This is a genomic window from Streptomyces sp. NPDC059037 (assembly GCF_042740015.1).
In the GTDB taxonomy this organism is placed as follows: Bacteria; Actinomycetota; Actinomycetes; order Streptomycetales; family Streptomycetaceae; genus Streptomyces.
Genome location: NZ_JBHYIG010000016.1, coordinates 27,527 through 51,424, shown reverse-complemented (window position 1 = coordinate 51,424; position 23,898 = coordinate 27,527). Strand labels below are relative to the sequence as shown.

The following is a 23,898-nucleotide window of genomic DNA, read 5'->3' as shown; positions in this document are numbered from 1 at the left end:
AAGGACCCACCCATGCCGTCCGGAACCGTTCCGCCGCCGTACGTCGACGCCGAGACGATGGCCCGGCTCATCCCCATGTCCATGGCGATCGAGGCGGTGGAAGCGGTCCTGAAGACAGATCTGGACCCGGAAGCGGAACCGCCCCGAGGCGTGGTCGACATCCCCGGCGGCCAACTCCTCCTGATGCCGTCGGCCACCACCGCGTACACAGGCGTGAAGATCGCCACGGTCACCCCTTCCAACGCGGCCCGCGACCTGCCCCGCATCCAGGGCATGTACGCACTCCTGGACGGCGTGACGCACACGCCGCGCGCCCTCATGGACGGCATCGCCCTGACGTCCCTGCGGACGCCCGCCGTATCGGGCGCCGCGATCAAGTACTTGGCGGTGCCGGAAGCGCGCCGCCTGCTCGTCTTCGGGACGGGCCCGCAGGCCTGGGGGCACGTGGAGGCGGTCCGGGCGGTGCGGCCCGCCTTGGAGCATGTCGACGTGGTCGCGCGGACCCCGGAGCGGGTGACGGCCTTCGTCGAACGCTGCCGCACCGCGGGCCTCTCGGCGGCGCCCGCCACCGCGGCGGACGTCGCGTCGGCCGACGTGATCTGCTGCTGCACGACGGCGCGCACCCCCCTCTTCGACAGCACCCTGCTGGCGGACCACGCGACGGTGGCGGCGGTGGGCTCACACGAACCGGACGCCCGCGAGGTCGACGAGGCCCTCCTGTCCCGCGGTTCGGTGGTGGCGGAGTCCCACGGCGTGGCCCTGAGGGAGTGCGGGGACATCATCCTGGCGATCGAGGCGGGCACCTTCGACGTGACCCGGCTGCGGACGTTGGCCGAACTGGCACGCGGCGAGACGACAATCCCCGGCGACCGGCCCCGGCTGTTCAAGTCGGCGGGGATGGCTTGGGAGGACCTGGGGGTGGCTGTGAGCGTGTACGAGGGGTGGGCCGCCGAGTAGAGCCCTTCGCCATACGGCACGTGAAGCGTCTGGAGCTCTCGGCAACACCGGTTACGCAGAAATCGACCCACTCCTGACCGATTTCGCCCTTTCCTGTCTTCCCATCCAACCGGACTCTCGGATTGGGCGGGGCAAGGGCAGCTTCGGGGGTGCCGATGGCGTACGTACCGATCCTGAAAGGGAAGCTCGGGGAAATTCAGGCGCTCGGCGAGGTCTCGTCGGAAGTGCAGAGGATGATCCGTCCTGTGCTGGAAGCCATACCTGGTGCGATGGACCCCTTGCAGACACTCGCCGACCGGGCGATGGACCACCTGCCTCCGGGGATGACCGTCGCTGTGGACTGCGCAGCGATCACGGAGCGGCGAAAGCTCGGCAACTCATGGGTGCCGCCTGCCGTCTGGGTAGCCACCGTCTTCGACGAGCGCTGCATTCCGCTCCGCCCAGTCGTCAGGATCACGTCACCGCCAGAGACGCTCCGCGCGGCAGGAGAGCGGACGCGGCGCCATGAGACGAGCGTCCTGATACGCCTCCCGCCGCCCCTACCGGGCTTTGAGCGCCGTGTCGCGTGGGGACGGCTGAGGAGCCTCCTCACTGGGATGCGCCTGGACTGCGAGCAAGCCGAGATACTCATAGACGCCGGTGCCATCCACGCAGACGCCGACGTCGACATGCTGGCACCGCGTATTTCCGAGACCCTCGACTGGCTGAGTCCGATGCCCTGGCACAGCGTTGCCATCGGGGCGGGCGCATTCCCGGCACGGCTCGACAGGGCCAGGTTTCCGCGCGACCACATCACTCCTGTTCCCCGGCTTGATGCCACCCTCTGGCAGAAGGTCGCCACCTCGTACGACAGGCAGCTTCCGGACTTCGCGGACTACGGAGTCACGTATCCAAGCGCTCCAAAGCCCGGGAGAGCGATCCCCGATCCAAATCTCCGCTACACCGTCGCTGACAGCTGGCAGGTCTACGTCTGCTCTCGCCGCCAACAGGGCAACGACGACTTCTTCTCGCTCTGCGAGCGCCTCACCGCCTCCCCTCACTGGCCCAGCCAGGGCGCCTCCACCTCCTGGGGTGATCAGCAACTCTCCCTCTGCGCACGGCGGGTGAGGCCGACTGCGGGGAACGCGACTCTGTGGAGAGCGTGGGCGACTTCCCACCACTTGGCAGTGGTCACTCAGCAACTCTCTTCAGGCGATATCTGACAAGAGACACAACAGACATGGGACGCTTCCGTTCTTTCCCATATCGGCGGGGCGCCACATCGCACGCGGGTAGGCTCCAGGCCAAGCTCTTGGGGAGAGCTCAATCTCTTGTCAGACAAGGGCAGTTCGGCCGTGGCCCAGCCGCCCTGCATCCTGTGGGGGGGGATCTCGCCTTGCATGAAATCGTCAAAGGCGCCAACGCGACTCTGTCCGCGCTCAGCGACAACGCACATTCCGTCATCGTCAGTCTGAGCTGGAGCAGTCCGAGCGGCCAGGGCGACGCGGATGTCTCCGTGTTGCTGCTGAGCGAGATGGGAAAGGTCCGCAGCAACTCCGACTTCTTCTTCTACAACAACCCTGCTGCGGCGGACGGAAGCGTTCAGCTGTTGGGGATCACGCCGACGGAGAACGGCAACGAGGACCGGATCCAGCTGGACCTCGCCGCGCTCCCGGCCGATGTCGACCGCGTGGTCATTGCGGCAAGCCGTCATCAGCGGGCCCAGTTCGGCGAGTTGGAGAGCTTACGGCTCACCCTGACCGACGGGTCCGGTGACGGCTTCCTCGGCTTCGCCATCCCGGATGCGAGCGTGGAGAGCGCCTTCGTCTTCGGCGAGATCTACCGGCGCAATGACGAATGGAAATTCCGTGCCGTAGGCCAGGGCTACGACACCGGCCTTGCGGGACTGGCCACGGACTACGGCATTGAGATCGACGAGGATGACGGCCAGGAAGCCGAAGCCGAGGCCGACGCCGCGAGTGGAGCGACAGTCTCTGAAGCGTCGCAGACGACGGTCGAACCGGATCCTGTCGGTGATGCGCCGACACCCGTCCCCGCTCAGCGCACACCGGAGCAGTCCACTCCTCCTGCTCCCTCACGTCGTCTGCGTACAGCCAAGAAGAAGGTCACCCTCCCCAAGGCGCAGAAGGCCTCTCTCGCGGAGAACGACTCATGGCGGGCCGCCCGTCTGTTCCCTCCGGCGTCGCTGAAGAGCGACAGGGAACGTGAGACCAGGGCCACGTCGATCCTGCTGTCGGTGATGGCGCAGGTTCCCGAGTTCGGACGCCGTCTCACCGCGGCATTCGGAGCTCCATCGGGCCGCATGGAGACCTTCACCGAGGTCACTCTCCCGCACGGCGAGAACCCGAAACGCCCGGACGGAGTCATTCGCGTCGAACGCGCAGGGCGGCTGTGGACTGCCCTGGTGGAGACCAAGACCAACGGCAACCCCCTCAAGGGCGATCAGATCCAGGACTACATGGACATCGCCGCCCGGCGTGGATACGAAGCGGTCATCACCCTCTCCAACGATGTGGCCCTGGAGGGAAGCCCGCTCGTCGAGGTGAAGATCGACGGGCGCCGCAAGAACAAAGTCGCGCTCTGGCACCTCTCTTGGGCCGAAGTGACACATCAGGCCCAGATGCTGATTCGCCACGAAGGTGTACGTCACCAAGCCCATGCGTGGCTGCTGCAGGAACTGCTCCACTACCTCCAGCACGAGAACTCCGGATGTCACGGGTTCCAGAACATGGGGCCGGCGTGGGTCCCGGTGCGCAATGGCATCGACGACGAGACTCTCTGCCCCGGCGATCCACGCACCGTACTTGTCGTGGAGAGCTGGGAGCGTCTGATCCGACAGGTCTGCCTGCGCCTCGGCGGCGAGCTGGGCACGAAGGTGGTGCCGGTCCAGCGTGCCAAGCGTGGGACCGATCCGCAGTCACGTCGCGCGGAGCTCGCGGACCGGCTGGGTGACGAGGGGCGGCTGCATGCCGAGATCCGGGTGGACGGAGCGGTCGGGATTCTGACAATCAGCGCGGACCTGCGGTTGGGCAGACTGCGAACCTCCGTCGAGATCCCGGCGCCGGAGCAGGGATACCCGCTCACCTGGGTGAAACGGCTGATGAAGCAGCTCAGCGAGGCTCCGGCCGATCTGCACGTCCAAACTCTCCTTGACGAAGAAGGAACGGGACCGCGCGGCACACTGGAGCGCCTGCGTCCAGAACCTGGAGATCTGCTTCCGGCGGGATCGCAGCGCATCACCGGGTTCCGGCTCTCGCTCTCCAGAGGAGTGGGAAGCACTCGGGGTAATGCCGAGTCCGGCTTCATCCGTAGCGTGGACTCCGCTGTTGACCGCTTCCACTCGACCGTCATCACCCCACTGGGACAGCGCTCGACCGGGCGCGTGAAGCCGAACAGCGCCGACTAGACGCTCCCAGGCTCCCGAGTCGGTCTGTACGAGCCGCCTTCACCTCGACCAGATCTGACGCATAAGGTCCCGGCACCCTTCGGGCGCCGGCGACCTCTCGAATTCCCGCTGCCCCACGCGATGGACGCAATCGATTCCATACCGGTGGAGCAGAGCGACGTCGCCCGTGGCCGGGCGGTCCGGGAAGAGGGCGCTGAGGCGGTCGGCTCCCTGCGGGCTGTGCGGTGCGTAGTCCAGGAGTTGGCCCAGGGCCTGACGGACGTACCGGTGCCCCGAGTTGCTCTTGGCCTCTATCAACTCGGCCCCGCTGCCGTCGGTCACGTAGAGATCGCTGATGCCGCCAGGGCAGTAGAAGCGGGCCACCGTGCGCCCTTCGGCGAGGAGCCGCTGCTTGAACTCACTTACGAGGCTGGACTCACGGCGATTGACGACTATCAGGCGCCCGCTGCGGCCGTACGACGTTCGCCGTGTGCGCTGCTCCTCCAGCGCTGCGATACGGGTGGCCTGACGGCTGTACTCATCGAAGGGAGGCACGACATCGCGCGTCTCCCGATCCCATTCCGTCCCCGGGGTGATCATGAACTCCTCGAGCACCGAGCGCGCCTTGTCATCCCTCAGCACCATCTGACCGGGGAAGTTATGGGCCGGCCTGTAGCCGATCGCCATGTTCAGGTCCGCATAGGGAATGGCAGCATCAGCGAGGTCCAGCAGTGTGTAGACGGTGTGCCAGCTCTTGCCGTCCACGGACGGCGGCCACAAACGGTCGGCCAACTCCTGATTACGGAAGATCACACCCACCTCGCCCACGGCTCGCACCCGGTTCTCTCCCGTGAAGAGCACCACGTCCCCAGTGGCGACACCCTGCATTTTCCCGTCGTGGCTGGGCGTCGCTCCCCAGAACCGGGCTTTCCCTTCGGGGTGCAAGTCCAAGAGCATGGCCCGCTGCTCAGTGGTGAGCGCCTCCGCGTACCGACTGTCGGTGAAGTCCACTGGCTGTGCGAGGGTGTCAGCCCAGTGCCGACGCGTCTCGGCGCTGCCATAGGACGGTGATACCAGGACCCGCACGGCGAGTACTCCTTCGGACTGTTCAATCAGCGGTCTCACACCACCCGCACCACATGCCGCACCACCGCATCGAACAAATACCCCTGCGTGTTGTGCACCGTCGCCTCCGGCTGGGTGCGGCCAGTCGTGTCCGTTGCGCGGGCCAGGAGGGTGGTCGGGCCGGGGGTCTTGGGGTGCCAGGTTGTGGTCCAGCGGGTCCAACTCGACGGTTGGGGCTTGTCGTTGAGGTGGGCGGGGTGCCAAGTGGTGCCCTCGTCCGTGCTGATGTCGACCCGGGTGATGGCGCCGGACGCCGACCAGGAGCGGCCGGTCAGGTGGTGGGTTCTGGCGGCCGGGAGGCTTGCGTTCCACGGGAGTTCGAAGGCGGACTTGAGGGTCTGGCGGGTCAGGGGGGTGCTGCCCTCGTCCGGGTACGCCTCGCCGAACAGGCGGTAGAAGTCCGTGTTCCAGGGTGAGTAGAGGGGGGTCGTGGAGACCTCGATGTCGCCCAGCCATTTGATCGAGGCGATGCCCACCCAGGAGGGGGCGAGGATCCGGACCGGGTAGCCGTGGTCCGGTGGGAGTGGGGCGTCGTTCATCTCGTAGGCCAGGATCACGTCGTCCATTGCCTTGGACAGGGGCAGGGGGCGGCGGACTCTGCCCAGGTTCGTGCCGTCGTCCGTGACGTAGTCGGCGTCCAGGCCTCGCGGCAGCACGTCCACGGCGCGGCGGGACACTCCGGCCAGGCGCAGGACTTCGGAGAGGCGTGCGCCGCGCCAGTGGGCGTTGCCGATCGCGCCCAGGGTCCAGGGGGTGCCGGAGACGGGGGTGCCCTGTTGCGTGGCGAAGAAGCTGCGGGCGTTGCCCGCGCATTCGACGAAGGCCGTGCGCGACACCGAAGGGAACCGCTTGAGGTCGGCGAGGGTGAACTCCCTTGGGCCGTCTCGTAGTCCGTCGCCCCAGATCCTCAGCCTCCAGGTCTTCGCGTCGAGCCGCGGGGTCGAGGTGTGGTTGCGTACGAAGAAGTGGGAGGCCGGGGTGCGATGGCCGGTCGCGGACAGAGACTCGAACTTTGTCTCCGCGTTGGTGCCCCGGATCGTGAAGCGGTCCGACGGGAGGGGTTTCACGATGCCCGGTGCGGAGCTCCGGGTGCCTGCCGTCGCCTCCGCGCGCGGGGCGGCCAGTGCCAGCGCCGATGCCCCGCCCGCCGCGGCGAGCAGCCGCAGCATGTCCCTGCGCGCCACCCCGGCCGCCCGGGCCTCCCCCGCGAGCCACTGGGCCCCGCGACGTCCGTCGTACGCCCCTTCGGACACCCCTTTGGAGATCATGGGCGTCATCGTACGAGCCGCCCCTCGGACAACTCACCGGCGAAACACGCCAGTTACGGGGTTGTCGTAGACACTACGTACACCATCGGGTGGTCCGGGTTGGCGCGGTTCACCACGACGTCCAGCGTCGGGATCGGGTCCTTCTGCTCGTGGGTGAGGCCGTACCAGGGGCCCGGGTCCGTGAACTCCCAGCCGACGACCTTGCGGTCGCGCTTGCTGATCGTGATGTCGTTCTTCTCCAGGTCGGCGGTGCTCGTGCCGATCTGCTTGAGGAACTTGTTCAGGCCCTTGTTGCTCGTCAGGAACTGGGCGTACAGGCGGCTGGTGCGCCAGTTGTTCGTCTCGTAGTACGCGACTTCCCTGGAGTACGGCGGGATCGGCACGTCGTACAGGCGGCGCTGCACCTTGGAGGGCCAGCCCGCCGTGAGGCCCGTCGCGGAGTACTTGGCCTCCTTGTCGCGCCCGCTGTTGCGGCTCTGGTTGGCGGAGATCACCAGATAGCCGGCGGGTACGCCGATGAGCAGGACGATGATCGTCGCCGTCAGCCAGCGGCGGCGGATCATGTGGCGGCGGTCCTCAGGGGGACGCTTGCCCCCGTCCGGGGAGTCCGGGGAATCCGATGAGTCCGGGGAGTCCGGGGACGAGGGCTGGCGGGGCACGGTCATCTGCTTACTGGGTTCCCTGAGAGGTGCGGTTGTTGGAGCGGCGCGCTTCGACGTACCGCTCATAGCGTTCGTAGCGCTCCACGCGGCGGCGGTTGGCGCGGCGGAAGCGGCGGGCGACCAGGCGGGCCAGGTCGGCGGCGCCCACCATGCCCGCCTCGGGGCCGAGCTGGGCGCGGGCGATGCGGGCCTCGGGGCGGTAGCCGCGCCCGGTGAGGTGGCGGCGGAAGGCGTCGCGGGCCGGGCCGATGAGGAGGTCGTCGGCGGCGCTGACGCCGCCGCCGATCACGAAGCAGGAGGGGTCGAGGGCCGCGGCGAGGTTCGCGATGCCGACGCCGAGCCACTGGCCGATGTCCTGGAGCAGCTCGACGCACATCGCGTCGCCCTCGCGGGCCAGCTCGGTGATCAGGGGGCCCGAGATGTCGGGGATGTTGCCTTTGACCCGTTCGATCAGGCCGTACGCCACCGGGGAGTCGGCCGCGGCGAGCTCCCGGGCCTCCCTGACCAGCGCGTTCCCGGAGCTGTACTGCTCCCAGCAGCCGCGGTTGCCGCAGGGGCAGCGGTGGCCGCCGGGGACGACCTGCATGTGCCCGAATTCGCCGGCCACGCCGAACTTGCCGCGCTTGACGGCGCCGTCCTCCAGGATCGCGCCGCCGATGCCGGTGCCCAGCGTGATCATGACGAGGTGGTCCTCGCCGCGGCCCGCCCCGAAGCGCCACTCGGCCCACGCCGCCGTGTTCGCGTCGTTGTCCACCATGACGGGCACGGCAAGGCGGCCGGAGATGCGGTCGCGGAGGGGTTCGTTGCGCCAGGACAGGTGCGGGGCGAACAGGACGCGGTTGCGGTCCGCGTCCACCCAGCCGGCCGCGCCGATGCCGACCGCGTGCACGTCGTGCCGGTCGGAGAGGTCGAGGACCAGCTCGACGATGGTGTCCTCGACGACCTTGGGGCTCTTGGACTTGTCCGGGGTCTCCGTGCGGAGCGTCTCCAGGATGTTGCCGTCGGCGTCGACGACGCCCGCCATCACCTTCGTGCCGCCGATGTCGATGCCGACGGTGGGCACGCGGGGCGCCGTCAGATGCGATCGGCGCTCACGCGTGCCCACGGTCCGCAGGACGGTGGCTCGTGCGGAGCCGCGGTGCGCGAGGTCGCGGTAGGTGCTCATTGCCTGGATTCTGCCATTGCGCTGCCGCTGTGGCTTACCGGTGTCCTGGGGCTCGGTCCCGCTGCCGCCTGGCCGCTTTCGGCTGCGGGGCCGTCGTGGTTGCTCGCGCAGTTCCCCGCGCCCCTAAAGGGGCGCCCCCGGCGGCGGGGCGCTGCTCAGCGTCCCTCCAGTTCGTGACGGAGGTCGTCCAGCTCGGAGCCGCCCGCCATCTGGCGGGTCAGTTCGTCGAGGGTCACCTCGGACCGGGCGTAGCTGCCGAACATCGCGCCGCGCTTCAGGAGGATGAAACGGTTGCCGACCAGGTACGCGTGGTGCGGGTTGTGGGTGATCAAGACCACGCCGAGGCCCGCGTCCCGCGCGGCGGCGACGTACTTCAGGACGACGCCCGACTGCTTGACGCCGAGCGCCGCCGTCGGTTCGTCAAGGACCAGGACCTTCGCGCCGAAGTAGACGGCGCGCGCGATCGCCACGCACTGGCGCTCGCCGCCCGAGAGAGTGCCGATGGGCTGGTCGACGTCGCGCAGGTCGATGCCCATGCGCAGCAGCTCCGCGCGGGTCGTCTCACGCATGAAGTCGACGTCCATGCGGCGGAAGGGGCCCGCGCCCTTCGTCGGCTCCGAGCCGAGGAAGAAGTTCCGCCAGACCGGCATGAGGGGGACCACGGCGAGGTCCTGGTAGACCGTGGCGATGCCGCGGTCCAGGGCCTCGCGCGGGGAGGAGAGCTCAGCGTCCTCGCCCTCGATGCGGAAGGTGCCCGCGTCGTGCTGGTGCAGACCCGCGATGATCTTGATGAGGGTGGACTTGCCCGCGCCGTTGTCGCCCAGGACGCAGGAGATCTCGCCCGCGTGGACCTCCAGGGAGACGCCTTCGAGGGCGCGGATGTTGCCGTAGTACTTGCTGACGTCGTCGAGCTCGACGAGCGGGGTGCGGGCCTGGGTCTGAGGCGCGGCGTCGGTCGGTGTCTCGGTCACTTCGTCGCCTCCGCGCGCTTGCGGACCCAGTGGTTGAGCAGGGTCGCCAGGAGCAGCATCACTCCGAGGAAGAACTTGAACCAGTCGGGGTTCCACTCGGCGAACACGATGCCCTTGCTGACCATGCCGAAGATCAGCGCGCCGACCGCCGCGCCGACCGCGGAGCCATAGCCGCCGGTGATCAGACAGCCGCCGATGACGGCCGCGATGATGTAGATCAGCTCGTTGCCGACGCCCTCTCCGGACTGGACGACGTCGTACGAGAAGAGCAGGTGCTGGCCCGAGATCCAGGCGCCGAAGGCGACGCCCATGTAGAGGCCGATCTTGGTTGCGGCGACGGGGACGCCCACCGCGCGGGCCGCGTCCTCGCCGCCGCCGACCGCGAAGATCCAGTTGCCGACGCGGGTGCGGAGCAGGATCCAGGTGGCGACCGCGATCAGGGCAAGCCACCAGACGATCGTGATCTTGAAATCTACGCCGCCGATGGTGATCGCCGACGCGAAGACGTCCTTCGCGGAGGAGAAGCCCTCCATGTCGGCGATCGACTTCGTGGAGACCGTGCCGCTGATCAGCTTGGTGAAGCCGAGGTTCATGCCGGTCAGCATCAGGAACGTACCGAGCGTGATGATGAAGCTCGGCGGGTCGGTGCGGGTCAGCATGACGCCGTTGAAGACGCCGACCGCGAGGGTGGCGAGCAGGGAGACGAGGACGCCCACCCAGACGTTCGCCGTCATCTGGTAGCTGAACATCGACGAGATCAGCGCGGACGTCGTCACCATGACGCCCGCCGACAGGTCGAACTCGCCGCCGATCATGAGCAGCGCCACCGGCACCGCCATGATGCCGATCGTCGACGCGGCGTACAGGACCGTGGCGAGGCTGTTGGCCTGCAGGAAGCTGTCCGCGACGATCGCGAAGAAGAGGAAGACCGCGATCGCGCCGACGACCGAGCCGAGCTCGGGGCGGCCCATCAGCTTCTTCAGCGGCGAGGTCTTCAGGAGGCGCTCGTCCGTCTTGGTGTCCGGGGACGGGGCGGGCGCGGGTGCGGTCGCTGTCATCGGGTCCCTCGCTTCGCGTAGTCCTCCAGCTCGGCGGCCTGGTCCTTCGTGATGATCTGCGGTCCGGTCAGGACCGGCTTGCCGCCGCCGAGGACGTCGGCGTTGTACTTGTACAGCCACAGCAGGTCGACGGCCTCGTAGCCCTGGAGGTAGGGCTGCTGGTCGACGGCGAAGCCGAGGGTGCCGGACTTGAGGCCTGCCGCGACCTTCTCGTTCAGGTCGAACGTGTCGATCTCCGCCTTGCTGCCCGCGCCGTCCTTGGCCTTCACCGCGGCGTCCGCGAAGGGCGCGCCGAGCGTGACGACCGCGTCGATGTCCTGGTCGGACTGCAGCCTGGCCTCGATGGACGACTGCACGTCGGGCATGTTCGTGCCCGTCACGTACAGGTTCTGCAGCTTGCCGTCGAAGGTCTTCTTCGCGCCGTCGCAGCGCTGCTCGTGGCCGACGTTGCCCTGCTCGTGCAGGATGCAGAGCGCCTTCTTCTTGCCGCGCTTGTTGAGTTCCTCGCCGACCGCCTCGCCCGCGATCGTCTCGTCCTGGCCGATGTGGGTGAGCGCGCCGAACTCCTTGGACTCCGCGGAGCCGGAGTTCACGGTGATCACCGGGATGCCGGCCTTCTTGGCGCGGGCCAGCGGGCCCTTCATCGCGTCGGGCTTGGCCAGCGACACGATGATGCCGTCGACCTTCTTGTCCACGTAGGAGTCCACGAGCTGGGCCTGCTGCTGCGCCTCGTCGTCATGGGCGTACAGGAACTTGATGTTGTCCTTGACGGCCGCCTGCTCGGCGCCGTTCTGCACGATGTCCCAGAACGTGTCGCCGTCGCCCGAGTGGGTCACCATCCCGAAGGTCCAGCGCGGCGTGTTCACCGCCGCCTTCCCCTGTGCCGCTGCCGCCTTGCGGGCGTCTTCCGCGCGCTTGCCGCCGGTGCTGCTGCACCCCGCAAGGGATACCCCGAGCACCGCGACCAGCACGGCGCCCACCGCACGTACCCCTGTCTGAACCCTTGCCACGACGCCGTGCCCTTCTTGCTCTGCTCCTCGGTGAGGCCGGTCCGGATCCCCGGCCCCAGCCGCCCAAGTATCGACCACGCGGATCACGCATGTACTCATCGGGTACCGCGGGCGGTGTACTTCTCCAGCTTCGGCACGTCCTTCTCGGTGACGATCGCGGGTCCGGTGAGGACGGGCTTGCCGCCGCCGATGACGTTCGCGTTGGTCTTGTAGAGCCACAGTTCGTCGATGGCCAGGTAGCCCTGGAGGTAGGGCTGCTGGTCGACGGCGAAGCCGACCTCCTTGGCCTTGAGGCGCTTGACCACCTCGGCGTTCAGGTCGAAGGTGGCGACCTCCGCCTCGCTATCCGCGTCCTCCTTGGCCTTCACCGAGAGCGCGGCGATGGGCGCGCCGAGCGTGACCACCGCGTCGATGTCCTTGGTGGCCTGCAGCTTCGCGCTGATGGACGACTGGGCGTTCGGTGCGTTGGTGCCTTCGACGTTGAGGTTCTCGACCGAACCCTTGAAGGTCTTCTTGACGCCCGCGCAGCGCTGCTCCAGCGAGACGTTGCCCTGTTCGTGGATGACGCAGAGCACCTTCTTCTTGCCGCCCTTGGTCAGCTCGTCGCCGACGGCCTCGCCCGCCACGGACTCGTCCTGCCCGATATGGCCGAGCGCGCCGAAGTCGGCGGAGAACTCGCCGCCGGAGTTGATGGTGACGACGGGTATCCCGGCGGCTTCGGCCTTGCCGAGTACCGTCTTCATCGCCTCGGGCTTGGCCAGGGTCACGACGATGCCGTCGACCTTCTTGTCGATCGCCGACTGGACCAGCTCGGCCTGGCCCTTGGCCTCTTTGTCGTTGGAGTAGAGGAACTCGACGTTGTCCTTGCGGGCGGCCTGCTTGGCGCCGCTCTGCACGATGTCCCAGAAGGTGTCGCCCTCCCCGGAGTGCGTCACCATGGCGATCTTGAGGCGGGGCGTGTTCACGCCCTTGCCGCCGCCTCCGCCGTCGCCCGACTTGTCCTCGTCGTCCTTGCCGCCGGAGCTGCTGCATCCGGCCGCGAGGGCGATCACCGTGATGCAGGCCGCGACACCTGTCGCCGTACGGGATGTGCGCATGGTGGGACCACCTCTTCTCCCGGCCGCCTCGGTGCGGCTGGGGGGAGTTCTAGCGGTGGGTGCGCGGCACCGTCAATGGATTTGTCAGAACATTCTTACGACCGTGAGCGACTTGGAACCGCGACTTGGAACCAGCGACCTGGAATCTACGGCCGTACGAGGAGCTGGAACTCGAAGGAGTAGCGCGAGGCCCGGTAGATGTGCGAGCCGAACTCGACCGCGCGGCCCGTGTCGTCGAAGGTCGTGCGCTCCATGGTGAGCAGCGGGGCGCCCGCGGGCTCGCCGAGCCGCTCGCCCTCCCCCGCGGTGGCGGCGCGAGCGCCGACGGACTGGCGTGCGCTGTGCAGGGTGATGCCGGCGGCCCGCATCAGGCGGTACAGGCCGGTGGCCTCGAGCCGGTCGGTGTCGAGCGCGAGCAGCCCGGCCGGGAGGTGATTGCGCAGGTACGCCATGGGCTCCCCATGGGCGAGCCGGAGCCGCTCGACCAGGTGCACCTCATCGCCCTCCGCGATGCCGAGGGCGGCCGCGACCTCGGCGGACGCGGGCTCGACGGTGTTGAGCAGGACGCGGGTCTCGGGCCGCTGACCGGCCGCTTCCAGGTCGTCGTAGAGGCTGCTGAGCTCCAGCGGGCGCTTGACCTGGCTGTGCACGACCTGGGTGCCGACGCCTCTGCGCCGCACGAGCAGCCCCTTGTCGACGAGCGACTGGATGGCCTGGCGGACGGTCGGCCGGGACAGACCGAGGCGTCCGGCGAGTTCTATCTCGTTGCCGAGCAGGCTGCCCGGGGTGAGGGCGCCGCGCTCGATCGCCGCCTCCAGCTGCTGGGACAGCTGGAAGTACAGCGGGACCGGGCTGCTGCGGTCGACGCCGAGCTGCAGGGAGACCGTCGGGTCCACGGCTGGTTTGGCGGCAGATTTGGGCACGGGCCGAGCGTAGCCCCAGGGAATGATGACGGGAAGTTCTGAAGTTCTGTTGTCCGGACAAACCCGGCGCGGACAACGGCTCGGCCCTGGCCCGTGCAATGCACCGCGGGCGGCGTCACGGCACCCGCGCGACACCGACCCATCCGGCCCGGATGGTCAGCGAGCCCGGCATCGCCGAGTCCGGCTTCCACTTCGGCCAGGGGACGAACCCGGGGTCGACGAGTTCAAGGCCGTCGAAGAGGGAGACCGTCTGCTCCGGGCTGCGCAGGATGTAGGGGATCGCGCCGGAGTTGTTGTACTCGTCCTGCACACTGCGGTGCAGTTCGTCGTCGGCGTCGGAGTGCGTCAGTGAGGCGTAGCTGCCCGAAGGAAGGCCCGACACCAGACCGCGCACCAACGTCAGAACGTCCTCCCACGGGGAGATATGGCCTAATACGTCGTTGATCACGAGGCCGACGGGCTGGGACATGTCCAGCGTTTTCGCGGCGCCTTGAAGGATCGTGTCGGTGTCACGCATGTCCGCAAGGACATAGTCCGTGGCGCCTTCGGGCGAGCTCCTGAGCAGCGTGTCCACGTGCATCAGGACGATCGGGTCGTGATCCACGTAGACCACCCGGCTGTCCGGCGCGACGCGCTGGGCGATCTCATGGGTGTTGTTGGCCGTGGGCAGCCCGGCCCCCACGTCGAGGAACTGCTTGACGCCTTGCTGCGCCATCCAGGTCACCGAGCGGCGCAGTACGTCGCGGGACTCCCGGGCCATCGGGACGATCAGCGGGAACTTCTCCTTGTAGGCATCACCGGCCATCTGGTCGGACGCGTAGTGGTCCTTGCCGCCAAGCCAGTAGTTCCAGACGCGCGCGCTGTGCGGCAGGGACGTGTCTATCTTGTGGATGTCTGCTGGTTCGCTGCTCATGACAGTGCTTCTCTCAATAGATCAGGCCATAGATCAGGCCATGGATCGGGCAATGGATCAGGCAATGGATCAGGCGCTTCGGCCGAACAACGCTGCTGTACACCGTAGTTCGGACTCCCGATCATGTCGCCGACATCGGGGCAGATGACGGCCCGGGGAAGCGGAACCCCATCGCTGACGACTTCTGACGACCCTTTGTCCGGACAAAGGATTGACAGGACCTCTGGGCCTGGCGAGGGTGGGTCCATGCGCATCGGACTCATCGGAACGGGCCGTATCGGCACATTTCACTCCGCGGCTCTGCGGCGGCACCCGGACGTGGCGGCGCTGGTCGTCGCCGACGTGGACGCCGACCGCGCGGCCGACCTCGCGTCCCGCATCGGGGCGACCGCCGCCGCGTCGGTGGACGAGCTCTTCACCGGGGGCGTGGACGCGGTGGTGATCACCGCGGCGACCTCCGCGCACGCCGAGCTGATCGGCAGGGCGGCCAGGGCCGGGCTCCCCGTCTTCTGCGAGAAGCCCATCGCCCTCGACCTGCCGGGCACGCTCTCCGCGCTGCGGGAGGTCGAGGCCGCGGGGACGGTGCTCCAACTGGGCTTCCAGCGGCGCTTCGACGCGGGATACCGGGCGGCGCGCGATGCCGTGCGCGCGGGGCGGCTCGGGCGGCTGCACACCGTCCGCGCGATCACCGCCGACCCGGCGCCACCGCCGGCCGCGTATCTGCCGCTGTCCGGCGGGCTCTACCGGGACTGCCTGGTCCACGACTTCGACATGCTGCGCTGGGTGACGGGCCGTGAGGTGACGGAGGTGTACGCGACCGGGTCCGACGCGGGGCCCGCGATGTTCCGCGAGGCCGACGACGTCGACACGGCCGCGGCGGTCCTCACCCTCGACGACGGCACGCTCGCCACGGCCACCGCGACGCGGTGCAACGGCGCGGGCTACGACGTACGCATGGAACTGGCGGGCGAGGACGACCAGATCGTCGTCGGCTTCGACGACCGCACTCCCCTGTCGTCGGTGGAACCGTCCGGACCGCCGCCGCCCGAGAAGCCCTGGCCGGGGTTCCTCGAGCGGTTCGCGCCCGCGTACGAGGCGGAGCTCGCCGCGTTCGTCGAGGTCGTACGGGGCGAGCGGGCAAACCCCTGCGACGGCCGCGAGGCGCTGGCGGCGTTGCGGATCGCGGAGGCGTGCGAACTGTCGCGGCGCGATGGGCGGCCGGTGCGGATGACGGAGATCGCCGGGGGTCCGGCGATCTGATCGGCCTGCCACCTATGAGGTGATCAGCCTGCCGCCCATGAGGTGATCAGCCTGCCACCTGCGGTCTGATCAGCCCGCCGAGAGGACCGTGCCCTGGGCGACGGCGCACAGGGTCTCGCTCTCCTCGTCCCCGTCCGTCGTGAACAGGTCGCAGCGCACCACCGCCTGGCGGCGGCCCGCGTGGACGACCGTGGCGCGGGCGAGGAGTTCGGCGCCGGTGGCGGGGCGTACGTACTGGATGGAGAAGCCCGAGGTCAGCACCGCGGGGCCCAGTGCGGTGCCCGCGGCGAAGGTGATGGCGTTGTCGGCCGCGTAGGAGAGGACTCCGCCGTGCACGAAGCCGTTCTGCTGGTGGAGTTCTTCGCGGATGGTGAGTTCGAGGGTGGCGGCGCCTTCCCCGAAGCGGGTGATGCGGGCCTGGAGGAGGCGGCTGAAGGGCTGGGCGTCGAGGGTCTTCTGGGCCAGGGCCAGATCAAGGGGTGCTGTCATGCGGCGGACGGTACAAGCCTCGGACGGCCATCACCCCCGTGGGGTGCTACTCCACCCCGTCCAGCAACCCCGCATCATGCGTCAACAGGGCGATCTGCACCCGGTTGTTGAGGTCCAGCTTCGTCAGCACCCGGGAGACATGCGCCTTCACCGTGGCCACGCTCAGGAACAGCTCCGCCGCGATCTCCGCGTTGGACGCCCCTCGCCCCACCGCGACCGCCACCTCCCGCTCCCGCTCGCCAAGGAGCGCAAGCCGCTCCAACGCCCGCTCCCTGCGCCCCCGTTGAGGGTCGTCCCCGGTCACCCGAGTGATCAACTGCTGGGTCACCGATGGCGAGAGCACCGGCTCCCCCGCCGCCACCGCACGCACCGCCGCGACGATCTCGGCGGGCGCGGTGTCCTTCAGGACGAACCCCGCGGCGCCCGCCCGCAGGGCCCGCAGCACCTGCTCGTCCGCGTGGAAGGTGGTCAGGACGATCACCTCGGGGGCGTCGGGGCGTTTACGCAACGCCTCCGTCGCCGCGAGGCCGTCCATCGTGGGCATGCGGATGTCCATCAGGACGACGTCGGGACGCCGTTCGGCGACGAGTCCCGCGACCTGGGTGCCGTCGCCCGCCTCACCGACGATCTCGATGTCGTCCGCGCCGCCGAGCATGAACGACAGGCCCGCACGGACCAGTGGGTCGTCGTCGACGAGCAGCAGCTTGATGGGGTTCATGCGACCACCGTAACCAGGTAGAAGAGCGGAGCCCGACGTCACGCGGGCAGCTTGATCCGAAGAGGGCCGCAGCCGACGCGCGACGACTCCGCGGCCACGTAACGGGGCAGCAGCGTACGGATGTCGGCGGCGCGGTCCGTGCCCTCGGCGCGGATGAGGAAGGTGACGTCGCCCGTCTGGCACTCGGCCTGGAAGAACCCGAGGTCGTCCCGCAGGAAACCCCGGCCCTTGCCGCCGCCCACCGCCTTGACGTCGTCGCCGCCGTCGAACTTCAACTGCCGGTAGAGCTCGGCGATGCGCGGGTCCTCGACCGTCATGAGCCGCAGCCTGGGGTGGCCGAAGATCACGTCGCGGTCGCAGGTACGTACGGGGCCTTCGCCCTTGGTCACCAGCGGCGGCTTGTACTTGTCGACGTCCCGCATGCCCCGCATGTGCAGCCCCTTGATGCCGCAGATCGCGTCGGGCTTCTCGTCCTGGAAGCGGGCAGGACCGGGCAGCCGGTCCGCCGGGTCGTCGACCTCGCCCCGGCAGCCCTGTTCGGTCAGGTAGCCGTTGACGAGCCTGACCACGGCGGTGGTGAGGCGGGCGCGTTCGCCGGTGTCGACATCTTCGTCGTAGACGGTCCAGCCGGCCTCGATGTCGATCACCAGCGGGCCGTGGCCCTCCTCCGGCCTGCCGACGCAGCCCTCCGGAACCGCGAGCCACGCGCGCGTGTCGGAGGCCATGCCCAGGAGTCCGCCGCCGAGCGGGGTCATCCGCGCGGAGAGATACTCGTCGGCCCACTTGTCGCCCGAACCGCCGAACCGGGTGTCGAGTTCATGCACCTGGGCCGTGACCCGGCGGCCGCGCGGCGACTTCAGCCGGCACAGCCCGGAGGGGCCCTCGGAGAAGATGTGGTCCGAGGTGACGGGCACGTCGGACGCCTCGATGTCCCGCTTGCCGCCGAACAGGTCCGCCACGTCGTCCTCGCTGAGCGCGCCCCAGCACGCCGATGCCTCCTCGAAGGGGCCCGCCTGCGCCTGCCAGGCCACCCCCGCACCGCCGAGCAGCGCTCCCGCGACGGCGGCGGCTATCGCGGGCCTCAGCCGGCCGCGCGTGAGGCGGCGCCAGTGCCACCAGGGGCGGGGCGGGCCGTCGTCCGGGGTCACGCCGACCCCGGCACCTGTCGTCCCGTTGGTCTCTTCGGTTCCGGTCATCAGTGGGTCCCCCCGGCTTCACTCGACGTCGTCGGTGCCACCGCCGGGCACCCGAGGCGCTGCGCCACCGCGTTGCTGAACGCCGCGAAGTGGCCCGTCGCCTCCCGCTGCGGGGAGCCCAGCATCAGGAACGTCGCCGGACGCCCCGCGCACTGGGCCCGTACGACCTGGTGGCCCTCGCCCAGAACACCCTTGCCGCGCCAGCCGCGCGCGGGCGGCCGCTCGCCCGTCACGTCGGCGATGAGCGCGTCGACCCGGGGCTGGGCGACCATCAGGGCGTCGAGGAACCGGGCGTCGTCGCGGCCGATCCGTACCGAGCAGGACTGCATGTCGCGGGTGACCGGGCCGACTTGGTAATCCGTGTCGGATTCCGCTTCGTCACCCAGGTCGAGGTCGAGGCCCTTGATGCGGCACGCGGGGTCGGAGTAGAAGGTCTCCCGCTTCTCCGGCAGCGTGAGCAGGGGCGAGGTGACGCGCAGCGGCTCCGCCGGGGCGCAACCCGCCTTCTCCATGCCCTGGTTGGCGGCCGCCACCAGGAGTTCGGCGACGGTGCGCGAGCCGCCCAGGTCCACCGTCCTCGGCAGCGCCTCGTCCGGCTCCGTGCGCTCCCGCGCGTCGAGGGTGACCGCGACCGGCCGCCCGTCGCGCGTGTCGCACCGCTTCGGCAGCACAATCAGGCCGCGGTCGGCGTCGACGGCGCCGGGCAGCCCGTCCGGCAGCGGCATCGCACCGTCGCCGAGGTAACCGGCCAGCCACTCCAGGCGGTCCTCCGCCCCCTTGGGCGCCCGGCCGTAGGTCACCGTGACCGTGGTGTCCTGGACGTCCGTTTCGCCGTCGGAGAAGGTGTGGCTGGAGCGCACGGCCAGGGTGCACGTGCCCGCCGGCTTCCCCTCAGTGGGCGCCGCCCCCTTCGACGTACGGCTGCGTCCGTCCTCGCCCGTGAAACCGTCGTCGCCGAGGATGCCGGGACCGCTGTCCTCTTCCCAACCACCCCAGCAGTAGCGGTCCTTGATGCCCAAAGGCCCCTGGAACGCCCACGTGCCGAGCCCCGCGGCCAGCGCAAGCACCACGGCGCCCGTGACCGCCGCCCGGCGCCGTGTGCGTATGAGCCCCCGCGCCGCTCCTCGTGCGCGGCGAAACCGCCCCGCCCGTATCTCCCCCGTCACCGCGTATCCGCCTCGCCTCGCCTCGCCCGATGTGGCCGCTGATCGTATCCAGGCGGAGGCACAGCCTCCGTCACGGGGCCCACGGCAGCCAGGCGTTGACCTCGAAGCCGCCGTCCGCCGACGTGCCGTGCCCCAGGCGTCCGCCCGCGAGCGTGGCCCGTTCGGTGAGGCCGATCAGGCCCTGGCCCGAGCCGGGTACGTGCGGCACGTCGCCGGGCGGCGGCGGGTTGCGTACGACGATGGCCAGGCCCTCGCCGGGCCGCCCCGAGACGGCGACGGTCACCTCGGCGCCGGGGGCGTGCTTGCGGGCGTTGGTCAGGGCTTCCTGGGCGATGCGGTACGCGGTGCGGCCGATCGCGGCGGGCACCTCCGTGGCATCGCCGACCCGCTGGTCGAGCGCGACCTTCATGCCCGCGTCGCGCGACTCGGCGACCAGGGTGTCCAGGGCGGCGAGGGTCGGCTGCGGGCGGCCCGATGCCTCGCCTTCGCCGCCGCGCAGGACGCCGATGACCTGGCGCAGATCCTGCAAGGCCTCGTGCGAGCTCTCCCGGATGACTCCGGCGGCGCGGGCGATCTCCGCACGGGGTGCGTCGGGGCGGAACTCCAGGGCGCCGGCGTGCACGCTGAGCAGGGTGAGGCGGTGGGCCAGGACGTCGTGCATCTCGCGGGCGATGTCCTCGCGGGCCAGACGCTGGGCCTGTTCGGCGCGGAGCGCGGCCTCGTTCTCGGCACGGATGGCGCGGTCGCGCAGGCTGAGCAGCAGCTGGCGGCGCGAGCGCACGAACATCCCCCAGCCGATGACGGAGGCGCTGACGAGCACGCCGAGGACGACGACGACCACGTACGGCAGGTCGGCGTCGGGCCGCAGCCAGTACATGAACGGCACGATCGCGATCGAGACCCCGCCGATCCAGGCGACGTACCGGAAGGGGCGGTGCACCGCGAGCGTGAACAGGGCCACCGCGGCGGCGCCGGCCGCCGTGTCGGAGACCAGGCTGACCGGCACCATGGCGATGGCGAGGCCGACCGGCCAGCGCCTGCGCAGCCAGACGGCGGCGCAGGCGAGCGCGCCGACCAGCTGGTCGAGGTCCTCGGCGGTCTGGGAGAGGTGCGGGTTGCCGTCGACCGAATCGGCGGCCACCAGGCCGATGACGACGGCCACGAAGAAGCAGGCGAAGTCGACGAGCCAGTCGCGCACGGTCCGCTTGTGCCTGCGCCCCGCGCGACCGTCCGGGTCGAGCTCCGCGGCGATGGCCGACGGCAGCGCCCATGGACTTCTGGCCAAGGGGTACCGCGTGGGTTCATCGCCGCTCATGGTCGACAAATCTACGCACCGTGGCGGGCGCCGGACGCCCATCGGACGTGATCGACTACGAAAGTCGCGCGGGTCGAGACTTTCGGCGGAACGGGCGGGAAGAGGCCTCGCCCCGTGGCCGATGTGCGTGGGGAGTCCACGGGGCGAGGCTCTTCGGCATGAAGCAGGTACTTGAGGTCTTCGGCGTCCTTCTCCTGATCCAGGGCGTGGCCGCCCTGGTGCACGAGCTGACCGGCCGGTTCGACGGCTGGGGCATCGTGCGGCGGATCGGGTTCCTCGACGGCTACGAGATCTACGCGGGCGTCACGCTCATCGTGCTGGCGTTCGCGCTGTTCGCGGCCGCGGGGAGCCGGAAGGGACGCTAGACCGCTGTCGGTGCCTTGCGGTTCAGCAGGCGTAGTCCACCAGGTCGAAGGACTCGTAGTGGTCCGCCGTGTAGTAGTCCTCCTTGTTCTCCTCACCGGTCACGATGCGGCGCGCGCCGCGGTCCGGTGAGCCAGGGGTCTTGACCGTGTACTCGTGGTAGTAGCCGGAGCTCTGCGAGGGCAGGACGCCTTCCCTGTTCTGGAAGACCGTGCCGTCCTGCGGATACGGGTAGGGGCCGCCCGCCTCGATCAGGTCGAGGGTGTCGTGCGCCTGGGAGGGCAGGGCGGAGTAGCAGATGTCGCCGACGGCGGTGATGGAGTAGGACGCCGACGTGGGGGCCGGGGCCGGTGCCGCGTTCGCGGAGACGGCGACAGGGCCGCCGACGAGCAGGGCGGCGGCGAGGGCTGTGACGCTGACGATTCGTGGGGGGATTCGCATGGGTCCAGTGTGACGCGCGTAGAGGTTGTCGTGTCAACTTCAAGTGCGGTGAATTTTCCGGGAGTTAACCGTGCGCCGCCCGCGGTTCGTCAGTCCTTCTTCGCGGCGGCGTCCTTCTTGGCGGCAGCATCCTTCTTCGCGGCGGCGATGCGGTGCTCCGCCATGTACTCACGCATCCGGAGGCTGGTGGTTCCGCTGGTGTAGAGCACGGCGCCGCCGACCGAGAGCGGCACGGAAAGCCCCAGCCAGGCCAGCATCTCGGGCCAACGGCGCTGCGCGCGGCAGTCGTCCCGTGTCTCGCCCTCCGCCCAGGTCGGGGCGTCCCCCTCGTAGAAGAGCACCGACGAGCACTTGCGGCTGCTGGGATAGTCGTCGTCCCCGTCGCCGAACGGCACCATCAGCTGGTACGCGAGCACGACCCAGATGACGCCCGCCAGGAACAGCAGCACGCCGCCCCAGTTGCGGCGCTTCTCCGCGCTCGCCGCGAACCGCTGCTCGAAGTGCTCGTTCATGAGCCTCCCCCTCCTTGATCGACCACGGAACGTATCACCGCGCCCGACGCCCCCAGCTGGTCCCCACCAGAACCAGCACACCTCCCACCAGACCCACCACACCCAGCCGTTCGCCGCCCACCGCGATCCCGACCGCGGCCGCCCACAGCGGCTCCGTGCCGAGCAGCAGGCTCACGCGCGAGGGAGAGGTCCTGCGCACCGCCCACATCTGTACGAAGAAGGCGAAGAGCGTGCAGAACACGGAGAGGAAGAGCAGCCCTGCCCACTCGCGTACGCCGAAGTCCGCGGCGACGGACCACGGGCCCTCCCCCGTGCCCGCGCCGGCGAGGACCGCGAACACGGCCACGGCGGAGCCGAGTTGGACCGTGGTGAGAGAGAGCGAGTCGGCATCCTGGACGGCCTTGATGCGTGACATCGCCAGGACGTGCACCGTGCGGGCGAGCGCCGCCAGCAGGATCAGGCCGTCGCCGAGCGAGGGCCGTGTGAAGCCGCCGCCCTGGGTCAGCAGGACCACGCCGAGCACGGAGAGTCCCGCCGCCGCGAGGAAGGCGCGCGGCGGCCGCTTCCGCGTCACCGCGGCCTCGGCGAGCGGGGTGAAGATCATGGTGAGGCTGATGATGAGGCCCGCGTTGGTCGCCGAGGTGTGAACGACGCCGTAGGTCTCCAGGAGGAAGATCCCGCCCAGGATCAGCCCGAGCGTCCCCGCGCCGCGCCACTGCGGCGCCGTCAGCGCGCGCAGCCCTCGCCATCCCGCCGCCACGAGCGCCGGAAGCACGATGCCGAAGCGCAGCACCAGGACGGCGATGACGGTGTGCGTGGTCGTGATGCCCTTCGCCGCGAGATAGCTGGCGCCCCAGACCACGGCCACCAGCAGAACGGGCAGATCGGTGAACCAGGCGGGGCGCGTGGTGGGCGCGGCGGGGGCGGCGAGCGTCGACACGGGGCGCGGTCTCCAACGGATGCGGCGGTGTGGAGACTTCGGTGGCTCTCACGTGGGTCGATCACCGTATCCGGTGGAGATCACGCCGGGAAGGGGCGCGGGGCTGCGACATATGCGGCTCCGCCGCGTGGGCGCGACCAGCCACGACGGGCCCGCGGACGAATGCGCACATCCCACGCAGCGCTCAGTAGGTTCCGTACTCGGGGCGCCCCGCCCGCTCGTACGTGCTGATGACGACGCCCGTAGAGCTCAGGCTCGACGCGGTGGTCCTGAACGAGGTGGGCAGGCCGCCGTCCGCGAAGAGGCGCTTGCCGGTGCCGAGGGTCACGGGGAACGTCAGCAGGTGGATCGTGTCGATCAGGTCGTGCGCGAGGAGGGACTGCGCGAGGCCCGCGCTGCCGTGCATTTGGAGCTCGCGGCCCGGCTGCTCCTTGAGGAGGGCGACATCCTTGGCGATGTCCTCGCGCCCGATGAGGTGGGTGTTCTCCCAGTCGCTGCCGGTGAGCGTGGTGGTGGCCACGTACTTGGGCAGCGCGTTGAGCCGGGAGGCGACCGGGTCGGCCGGGTCGGTCATCTTGGGCCAGTACGACGCGAAGATGTCGTACGTACGCCGCCCGAGCAGGAAGGCGTCGACCCGGTCGAAGACGCCGTTGATGAACCGGCCGAAGTCGTCGTCGCCGAAGGGCACCGACCAGCCGCCGTGCTCGAAGCCGCCGACGCGGTCCTCCTCCGGGCCGCCTGGCGCCTGGATGACGCCGTCGAGGGTCTGGAACTGGGTGAGCGTGAGCTTCATGGCGAGGCCTCTTTTCCGGGTGCGTGCCGTGGCTGGCGGTTCCTTCACCTACTCAGACCCTGCGCCTGCCCGGAAGTCATCGCACCCCGGCGGGCGCCGGGAAATCGCTGTCCATTTCCCGCCAGCCACGGCGCGCGCCGCCCGCTTCCATTGAAACCGCAAGCACTTCTC

24 protein-coding genes and 1 pseudogene are annotated in these 23,898 nt (G+C 69.6%); 6 read left to right on the top strand and 19 right to left on the bottom strand.

The genetic code is table 11. The features are described from left to right. The first annotated feature begins 12 nt into the window (after positions 1-12). The 3 genes from ACFWY6_RS06020 (at position 13) to ACFWY6_RS06010 (ending at position 4,363) form a co-directional block, all read left to right on the top strand. On the top strand, positions 13-957 hold the full coding sequence (locus ACFWY6_RS06020; RefSeq protein WP_384686826.1) for an ornithine cyclodeaminase family protein: 945 nt from the start codon (positions 13-15) through the stop codon (positions 955-957). 155 nt (positions 958-1,112) lie between these two features. Then, positions 1,113-2,159, top strand: a complete 1,047-nt coding sequence (locus ACFWY6_RS06015) for a hypothetical protein (protein ID WP_384686824.1) — start codon at positions 1,113-1,115, stop codon at positions 2,157-2,159. Between the two features lie 173 nt (positions 2,160-2,332). Then, positions 2,333-4,363 carry a TerD family protein gene (locus ACFWY6_RS06010; RefSeq protein ID WP_384686850.1) on the top strand — a complete coding sequence of 677 codons (2,031 nt, stop codon included), beginning with the start codon at positions 2,333-2,335 and terminating at the stop codon, positions 4,361-4,363. A gap of 39 nt (positions 4,364-4,402) precedes the next feature. Here the strand turns inward: ACFWY6_RS06010 and ACFWY6_RS06005 are convergent, their stop codons facing one another. The 10 genes from ACFWY6_RS06005 to ACFWY6_RS05960 all read right to left on the bottom strand — a co-directional run bounded on the left by ACFWY6_RS06005 (position 4,403) and on the right by ACFWY6_RS05960 (position 14,534). Further along, a complete protein-coding gene (locus ACFWY6_RS06005) occupies positions 4,403-5,353 on the bottom strand; it encodes a hypothetical protein (RefSeq protein ID WP_384686822.1) in 951 nt (316 codons plus the stop codon). Positions 5,354-5,463: 110 nt separating this feature from the next. After that, positions 5,464-6,735 (bottom strand): sulfite oxidase, encoded by a 1,272-nt coding sequence (locus tag ACFWY6_RS06000; protein ID WP_384686820.1) that lies wholly within the window; start codon positions 6,733-6,735, stop codon positions 5,464-5,466. Positions 6,736-6,788: 53 nt separating this feature from the next. Then, positions 6,789-7,400, bottom strand: coding sequence for a sugar kinase (locus ACFWY6_RS05995; RefSeq protein ID WP_384686819.1), 612 nt, complete (start codon positions 7,398-7,400; stop codon positions 6,789-6,791). A gap of 4 nt (positions 7,401-7,404) precedes the next feature. Beyond that, on the bottom strand, positions 7,405-8,562 hold the full coding sequence (locus tag ACFWY6_RS05990) for an ROK family glucokinase (RefSeq protein WP_384686816.1): 1,158 nt from the start codon (positions 8,560-8,562) through the stop codon (positions 7,405-7,407). Between the two features lie 155 nt (positions 8,563-8,717). After that, the gene (locus tag ACFWY6_RS05985) at positions 8,718-9,533 is read right to left on the bottom strand and encodes an ATP-binding cassette domain-containing protein (protein ID WP_384686814.1); all 816 of its coding nucleotides are present in this window, start codon (positions 9,531-9,533) and stop codon (positions 8,718-8,720) included. Next, complete coding sequence (locus tag ACFWY6_RS05980; protein WP_384686812.1) at positions 9,530-10,591, bottom strand: ABC transporter permease; 1,062 nt, start codon at positions 10,589-10,591, stop codon at positions 9,530-9,532. Before ACFWY6_RS05980 ends, ACFWY6_RS05985 begins: the two co-directional genes overlap by 4 nt. Continuing rightward, positions 10,588-11,601 carry a sugar ABC transporter substrate-binding protein gene (locus tag ACFWY6_RS05975; RefSeq protein ID WP_384686811.1) on the bottom strand — a complete coding sequence of 338 codons (1,014 nt, stop codon included), beginning with the start codon at positions 11,599-11,601 and terminating at the stop codon, positions 10,588-10,590. The genes ACFWY6_RS05980 and ACFWY6_RS05975 overlap by 4 nt, the downstream gene beginning before the upstream one ends. Positions 11,602-11,696: 95 nt before the next feature. Then, positions 11,697-12,698: a sugar ABC transporter substrate-binding protein gene (locus tag ACFWY6_RS05970; protein WP_384686809.1), complete on the bottom strand. Its 1,002-nt coding sequence runs from the start codon at positions 12,696-12,698 to the stop codon at positions 11,697-11,699. 146 nt (positions 12,699-12,844) lie between these two features. Beyond that, on the bottom strand, positions 12,845-13,594 hold the full coding sequence (locus ACFWY6_RS05965; protein WP_384686848.1) for a GntR family transcriptional regulator: 750 nt from the start codon (positions 13,592-13,594) through the stop codon (positions 12,845-12,847). Between the two features lie 142 nt (positions 13,595-13,736). Beyond that, positions 13,737-14,534, bottom strand: a complete 798-nt coding sequence (locus ACFWY6_RS05960; RefSeq protein WP_384686807.1) for an SAM-dependent methyltransferase — start codon at positions 14,532-14,534, stop codon at positions 13,737-13,739. Between the two features lie 246 nt (positions 14,535-14,780). Here ACFWY6_RS05960 and ACFWY6_RS05955 point away from each other — a divergent pair, with 246 nt between their 5' ends. Then, complete coding sequence (locus ACFWY6_RS05955) at positions 14,781-15,794, top strand: Gfo/Idh/MocA family oxidoreductase (protein WP_384686806.1); 1,014 nt, start codon at positions 14,781-14,783, stop codon at positions 15,792-15,794. Between the two features lie 69 nt (positions 15,795-15,863). On the opposite strand, the gene ACFWY6_RS05950 is transcribed toward ACFWY6_RS05955, so the two are convergent. The 3 genes from ACFWY6_RS05950 to ACFWY6_RS05940 are packed head-to-tail and all read right to left on the bottom strand — an operon-like array spanning position 15,864 to position 18,149. Continuing rightward, positions 15,864-16,283, bottom strand: coding sequence for a PaaI family thioesterase (locus tag ACFWY6_RS05950; RefSeq protein WP_384686804.1), 420 nt, complete (start codon positions 16,281-16,283; stop codon positions 15,864-15,866). A gap of 46 nt (positions 16,284-16,329) precedes the next feature. Then, a complete protein-coding gene (locus tag ACFWY6_RS05945) occupies positions 16,330-17,001 on the bottom strand; it encodes a response regulator (protein ID WP_384686802.1) in 672 nt (223 codons plus the stop codon). A gap of 38 nt (positions 17,002-17,039) precedes the next feature. Continuing rightward, complete coding sequence (locus tag ACFWY6_RS05940; RefSeq protein ID WP_384686846.1) at positions 17,040-18,149, bottom strand: hypothetical protein; 1,110 nt, start codon at positions 18,147-18,149, stop codon at positions 17,040-17,042. Between ACFWY6_RS05940 and ACFWY6_RS05935 the strand changes: the two are divergent. Continuing rightward, positions 18,058-18,276: pseudogene (locus tag ACFWY6_RS05935) on the top strand (hypothetical protein); the annotation flags it as partial. The gene ACFWY6_RS05940 and the pseudogene ACFWY6_RS05935 sit on opposite strands and share 92 nt — an antisense overlap. Here ACFWY6_RS05935 and ACFWY6_RS05930 read toward each other — a convergent pair. Both ACFWY6_RS05930 and ACFWY6_RS05925 read right to left on the bottom strand, forming a co-directional pair. Next, positions 18,197-19,363 (bottom strand): hypothetical protein, encoded by a 1,167-nt coding sequence (locus ACFWY6_RS05930; protein WP_384686800.1) that lies wholly within the window; start codon positions 19,361-19,363, stop codon positions 18,197-18,199. The pseudogene ACFWY6_RS05935 and the gene ACFWY6_RS05930 overlap by 80 nt on opposite strands. Positions 19,364-19,433: 70 nt before the next feature. Further along, positions 19,434-20,678 carry a sensor histidine kinase gene (locus ACFWY6_RS05925; RefSeq protein WP_384686798.1) on the bottom strand — a complete coding sequence of 415 codons (1,245 nt, stop codon included), beginning with the start codon at positions 20,676-20,678 and terminating at the stop codon, positions 19,434-19,436. Between the two features lie 158 nt (positions 20,679-20,836). Between ACFWY6_RS05925 and ACFWY6_RS05920 the strand changes: the two genes are divergently transcribed. Then, positions 20,837-21,043 carry a hypothetical protein gene (locus tag ACFWY6_RS05920; protein ID WP_384686796.1) on the top strand — a complete coding sequence of 69 codons (207 nt, stop codon included), beginning with the start codon at positions 20,837-20,839 and terminating at the stop codon, positions 21,041-21,043. Positions 21,044-21,065: 22 nt separating this feature from the next. Here the strand turns inward: ACFWY6_RS05920 and ACFWY6_RS05915 are convergent, their stop codons facing one another. From ACFWY6_RS05915 to ACFWY6_RS05900, 4 genes are all read right to left on the bottom strand, one after another. Next, the gene (locus ACFWY6_RS05915) at positions 21,066-21,482 is read right to left on the bottom strand and encodes a ribonuclease (protein WP_384686794.1); all 417 of its coding nucleotides are present in this window, start codon (positions 21,480-21,482) and stop codon (positions 21,066-21,068) included. A gap of 89 nt (positions 21,483-21,571) precedes the next feature. After that, the gene (locus ACFWY6_RS05910) at positions 21,572-21,994 is read right to left on the bottom strand and encodes a hypothetical protein (RefSeq protein ID WP_384686792.1); all 423 of its coding nucleotides are present in this window, start codon (positions 21,992-21,994) and stop codon (positions 21,572-21,574) included. A 34-nt stretch (positions 21,995-22,028) separates the two neighbouring features. Beyond that, entirely contained in the window at positions 22,029-22,934 is a 906-nt protein-coding gene (locus ACFWY6_RS05905; protein ID WP_384686790.1) for a DMT family transporter, read from the bottom strand. Between the two features lie 184 nt (positions 22,935-23,118). After that, on the bottom strand, positions 23,119-23,727 hold the full coding sequence (locus ACFWY6_RS05900; protein WP_384686788.1) for a dihydrofolate reductase family protein: 609 nt from the start codon (positions 23,725-23,727) through the stop codon (positions 23,119-23,121). Between the last annotated feature and the right edge of the window lie 171 nt (positions 23,728-23,898).

Excerpts from the sequence above, each read along its gene's own strand:
- ACFWY6_RS06020 (WP_384686826.1), top strand. The coding sequence starts at position 13 with ATGCCGTCCGGAACCGTTCCGCCGCCGTACGTCGACGCCGAGACGATG.
- ACFWY6_RS06015 (WP_384686824.1), top strand. The coding sequence starts at position 1,113 with ATGGCGTACGTACCGATCCTGAAAGGGAAGCTCGGGGAAATTCAGGCG.
- ACFWY6_RS06000 (WP_384686820.1), bottom strand. The coding sequence starts at position 6,735 with ATGATCTCCAAAGGGGTGTCCGAAGGGGCGTACGACGGACGTCGCGGG.
- ACFWY6_RS05995 (WP_384686819.1), bottom strand. The coding sequence starts at position 7,400 with ATGACCGTGCCCCGCCAGCCCTCGTCCCCGGACTCCCCGGACTCATCG.
- ACFWY6_RS05990 (WP_384686816.1), bottom strand. The coding sequence starts at position 8,562 with ATGAGCACCTACCGCGACCTCGCGCACCGCGGCTCCGCACGAGCCACC.
- ACFWY6_RS05980 (WP_384686812.1), bottom strand. The coding sequence starts at position 10,591 with ATGACAGCGACCGCACCCGCGCCCGCCCCGTCCCCGGACACCAAGACG.
- ACFWY6_RS05970 (WP_384686809.1), bottom strand. The coding sequence starts at position 12,698 with ATGCGCACATCCCGTACGGCGACAGGTGTCGCGGCCTGCATCACGGTG.
- ACFWY6_RS05960 (WP_384686807.1), bottom strand. The coding sequence starts at position 14,534 with ATGAGCAGCGAACCAGCAGACATCCACAAGATAGACACGTCCCTGCCG.
- ACFWY6_RS05955 (WP_384686806.1), top strand. The coding sequence starts at position 14,781 with ATGCGCATCGGACTCATCGGAACGGGCCGTATCGGCACATTTCACTCC.
- ACFWY6_RS05950 (WP_384686804.1), bottom strand. The coding sequence starts at position 16,283 with ATGACAGCACCCCTTGATCTGGCCCTGGCCCAGAAGACCCTCGACGCC.
- ACFWY6_RS05945 (WP_384686802.1), bottom strand. The coding sequence starts at position 17,001 with ATGAACCCCATCAAGCTGCTGCTCGTCGACGACGACCCACTGGTCCGT.
- ACFWY6_RS05925 (WP_384686798.1), bottom strand. The coding sequence starts at position 20,678 with ATGAGCGGCGATGAACCCACGCGGTACCCCTTGGCCAGAAGTCCATGG.
- ACFWY6_RS05920 (WP_384686796.1), top strand. The coding sequence starts at position 20,837 with ATGAAGCAGGTACTTGAGGTCTTCGGCGTCCTTCTCCTGATCCAGGGC.
- ACFWY6_RS05915 (WP_384686794.1), bottom strand. The coding sequence starts at position 21,482 with ATGCGAATCCCCCCACGAATCGTCAGCGTCACAGCCCTCGCCGCCGCC.
- ACFWY6_RS05910 (WP_384686792.1), bottom strand. The coding sequence starts at position 21,994 with ATGAACGAGCACTTCGAGCAGCGGTTCGCGGCGAGCGCGGAGAAGCGC.
- ACFWY6_RS05900 (WP_384686788.1), bottom strand. The coding sequence starts at position 23,727 with ATGAAGCTCACGCTCACCCAGTTCCAGACCCTCGACGGCGTCATCCAG.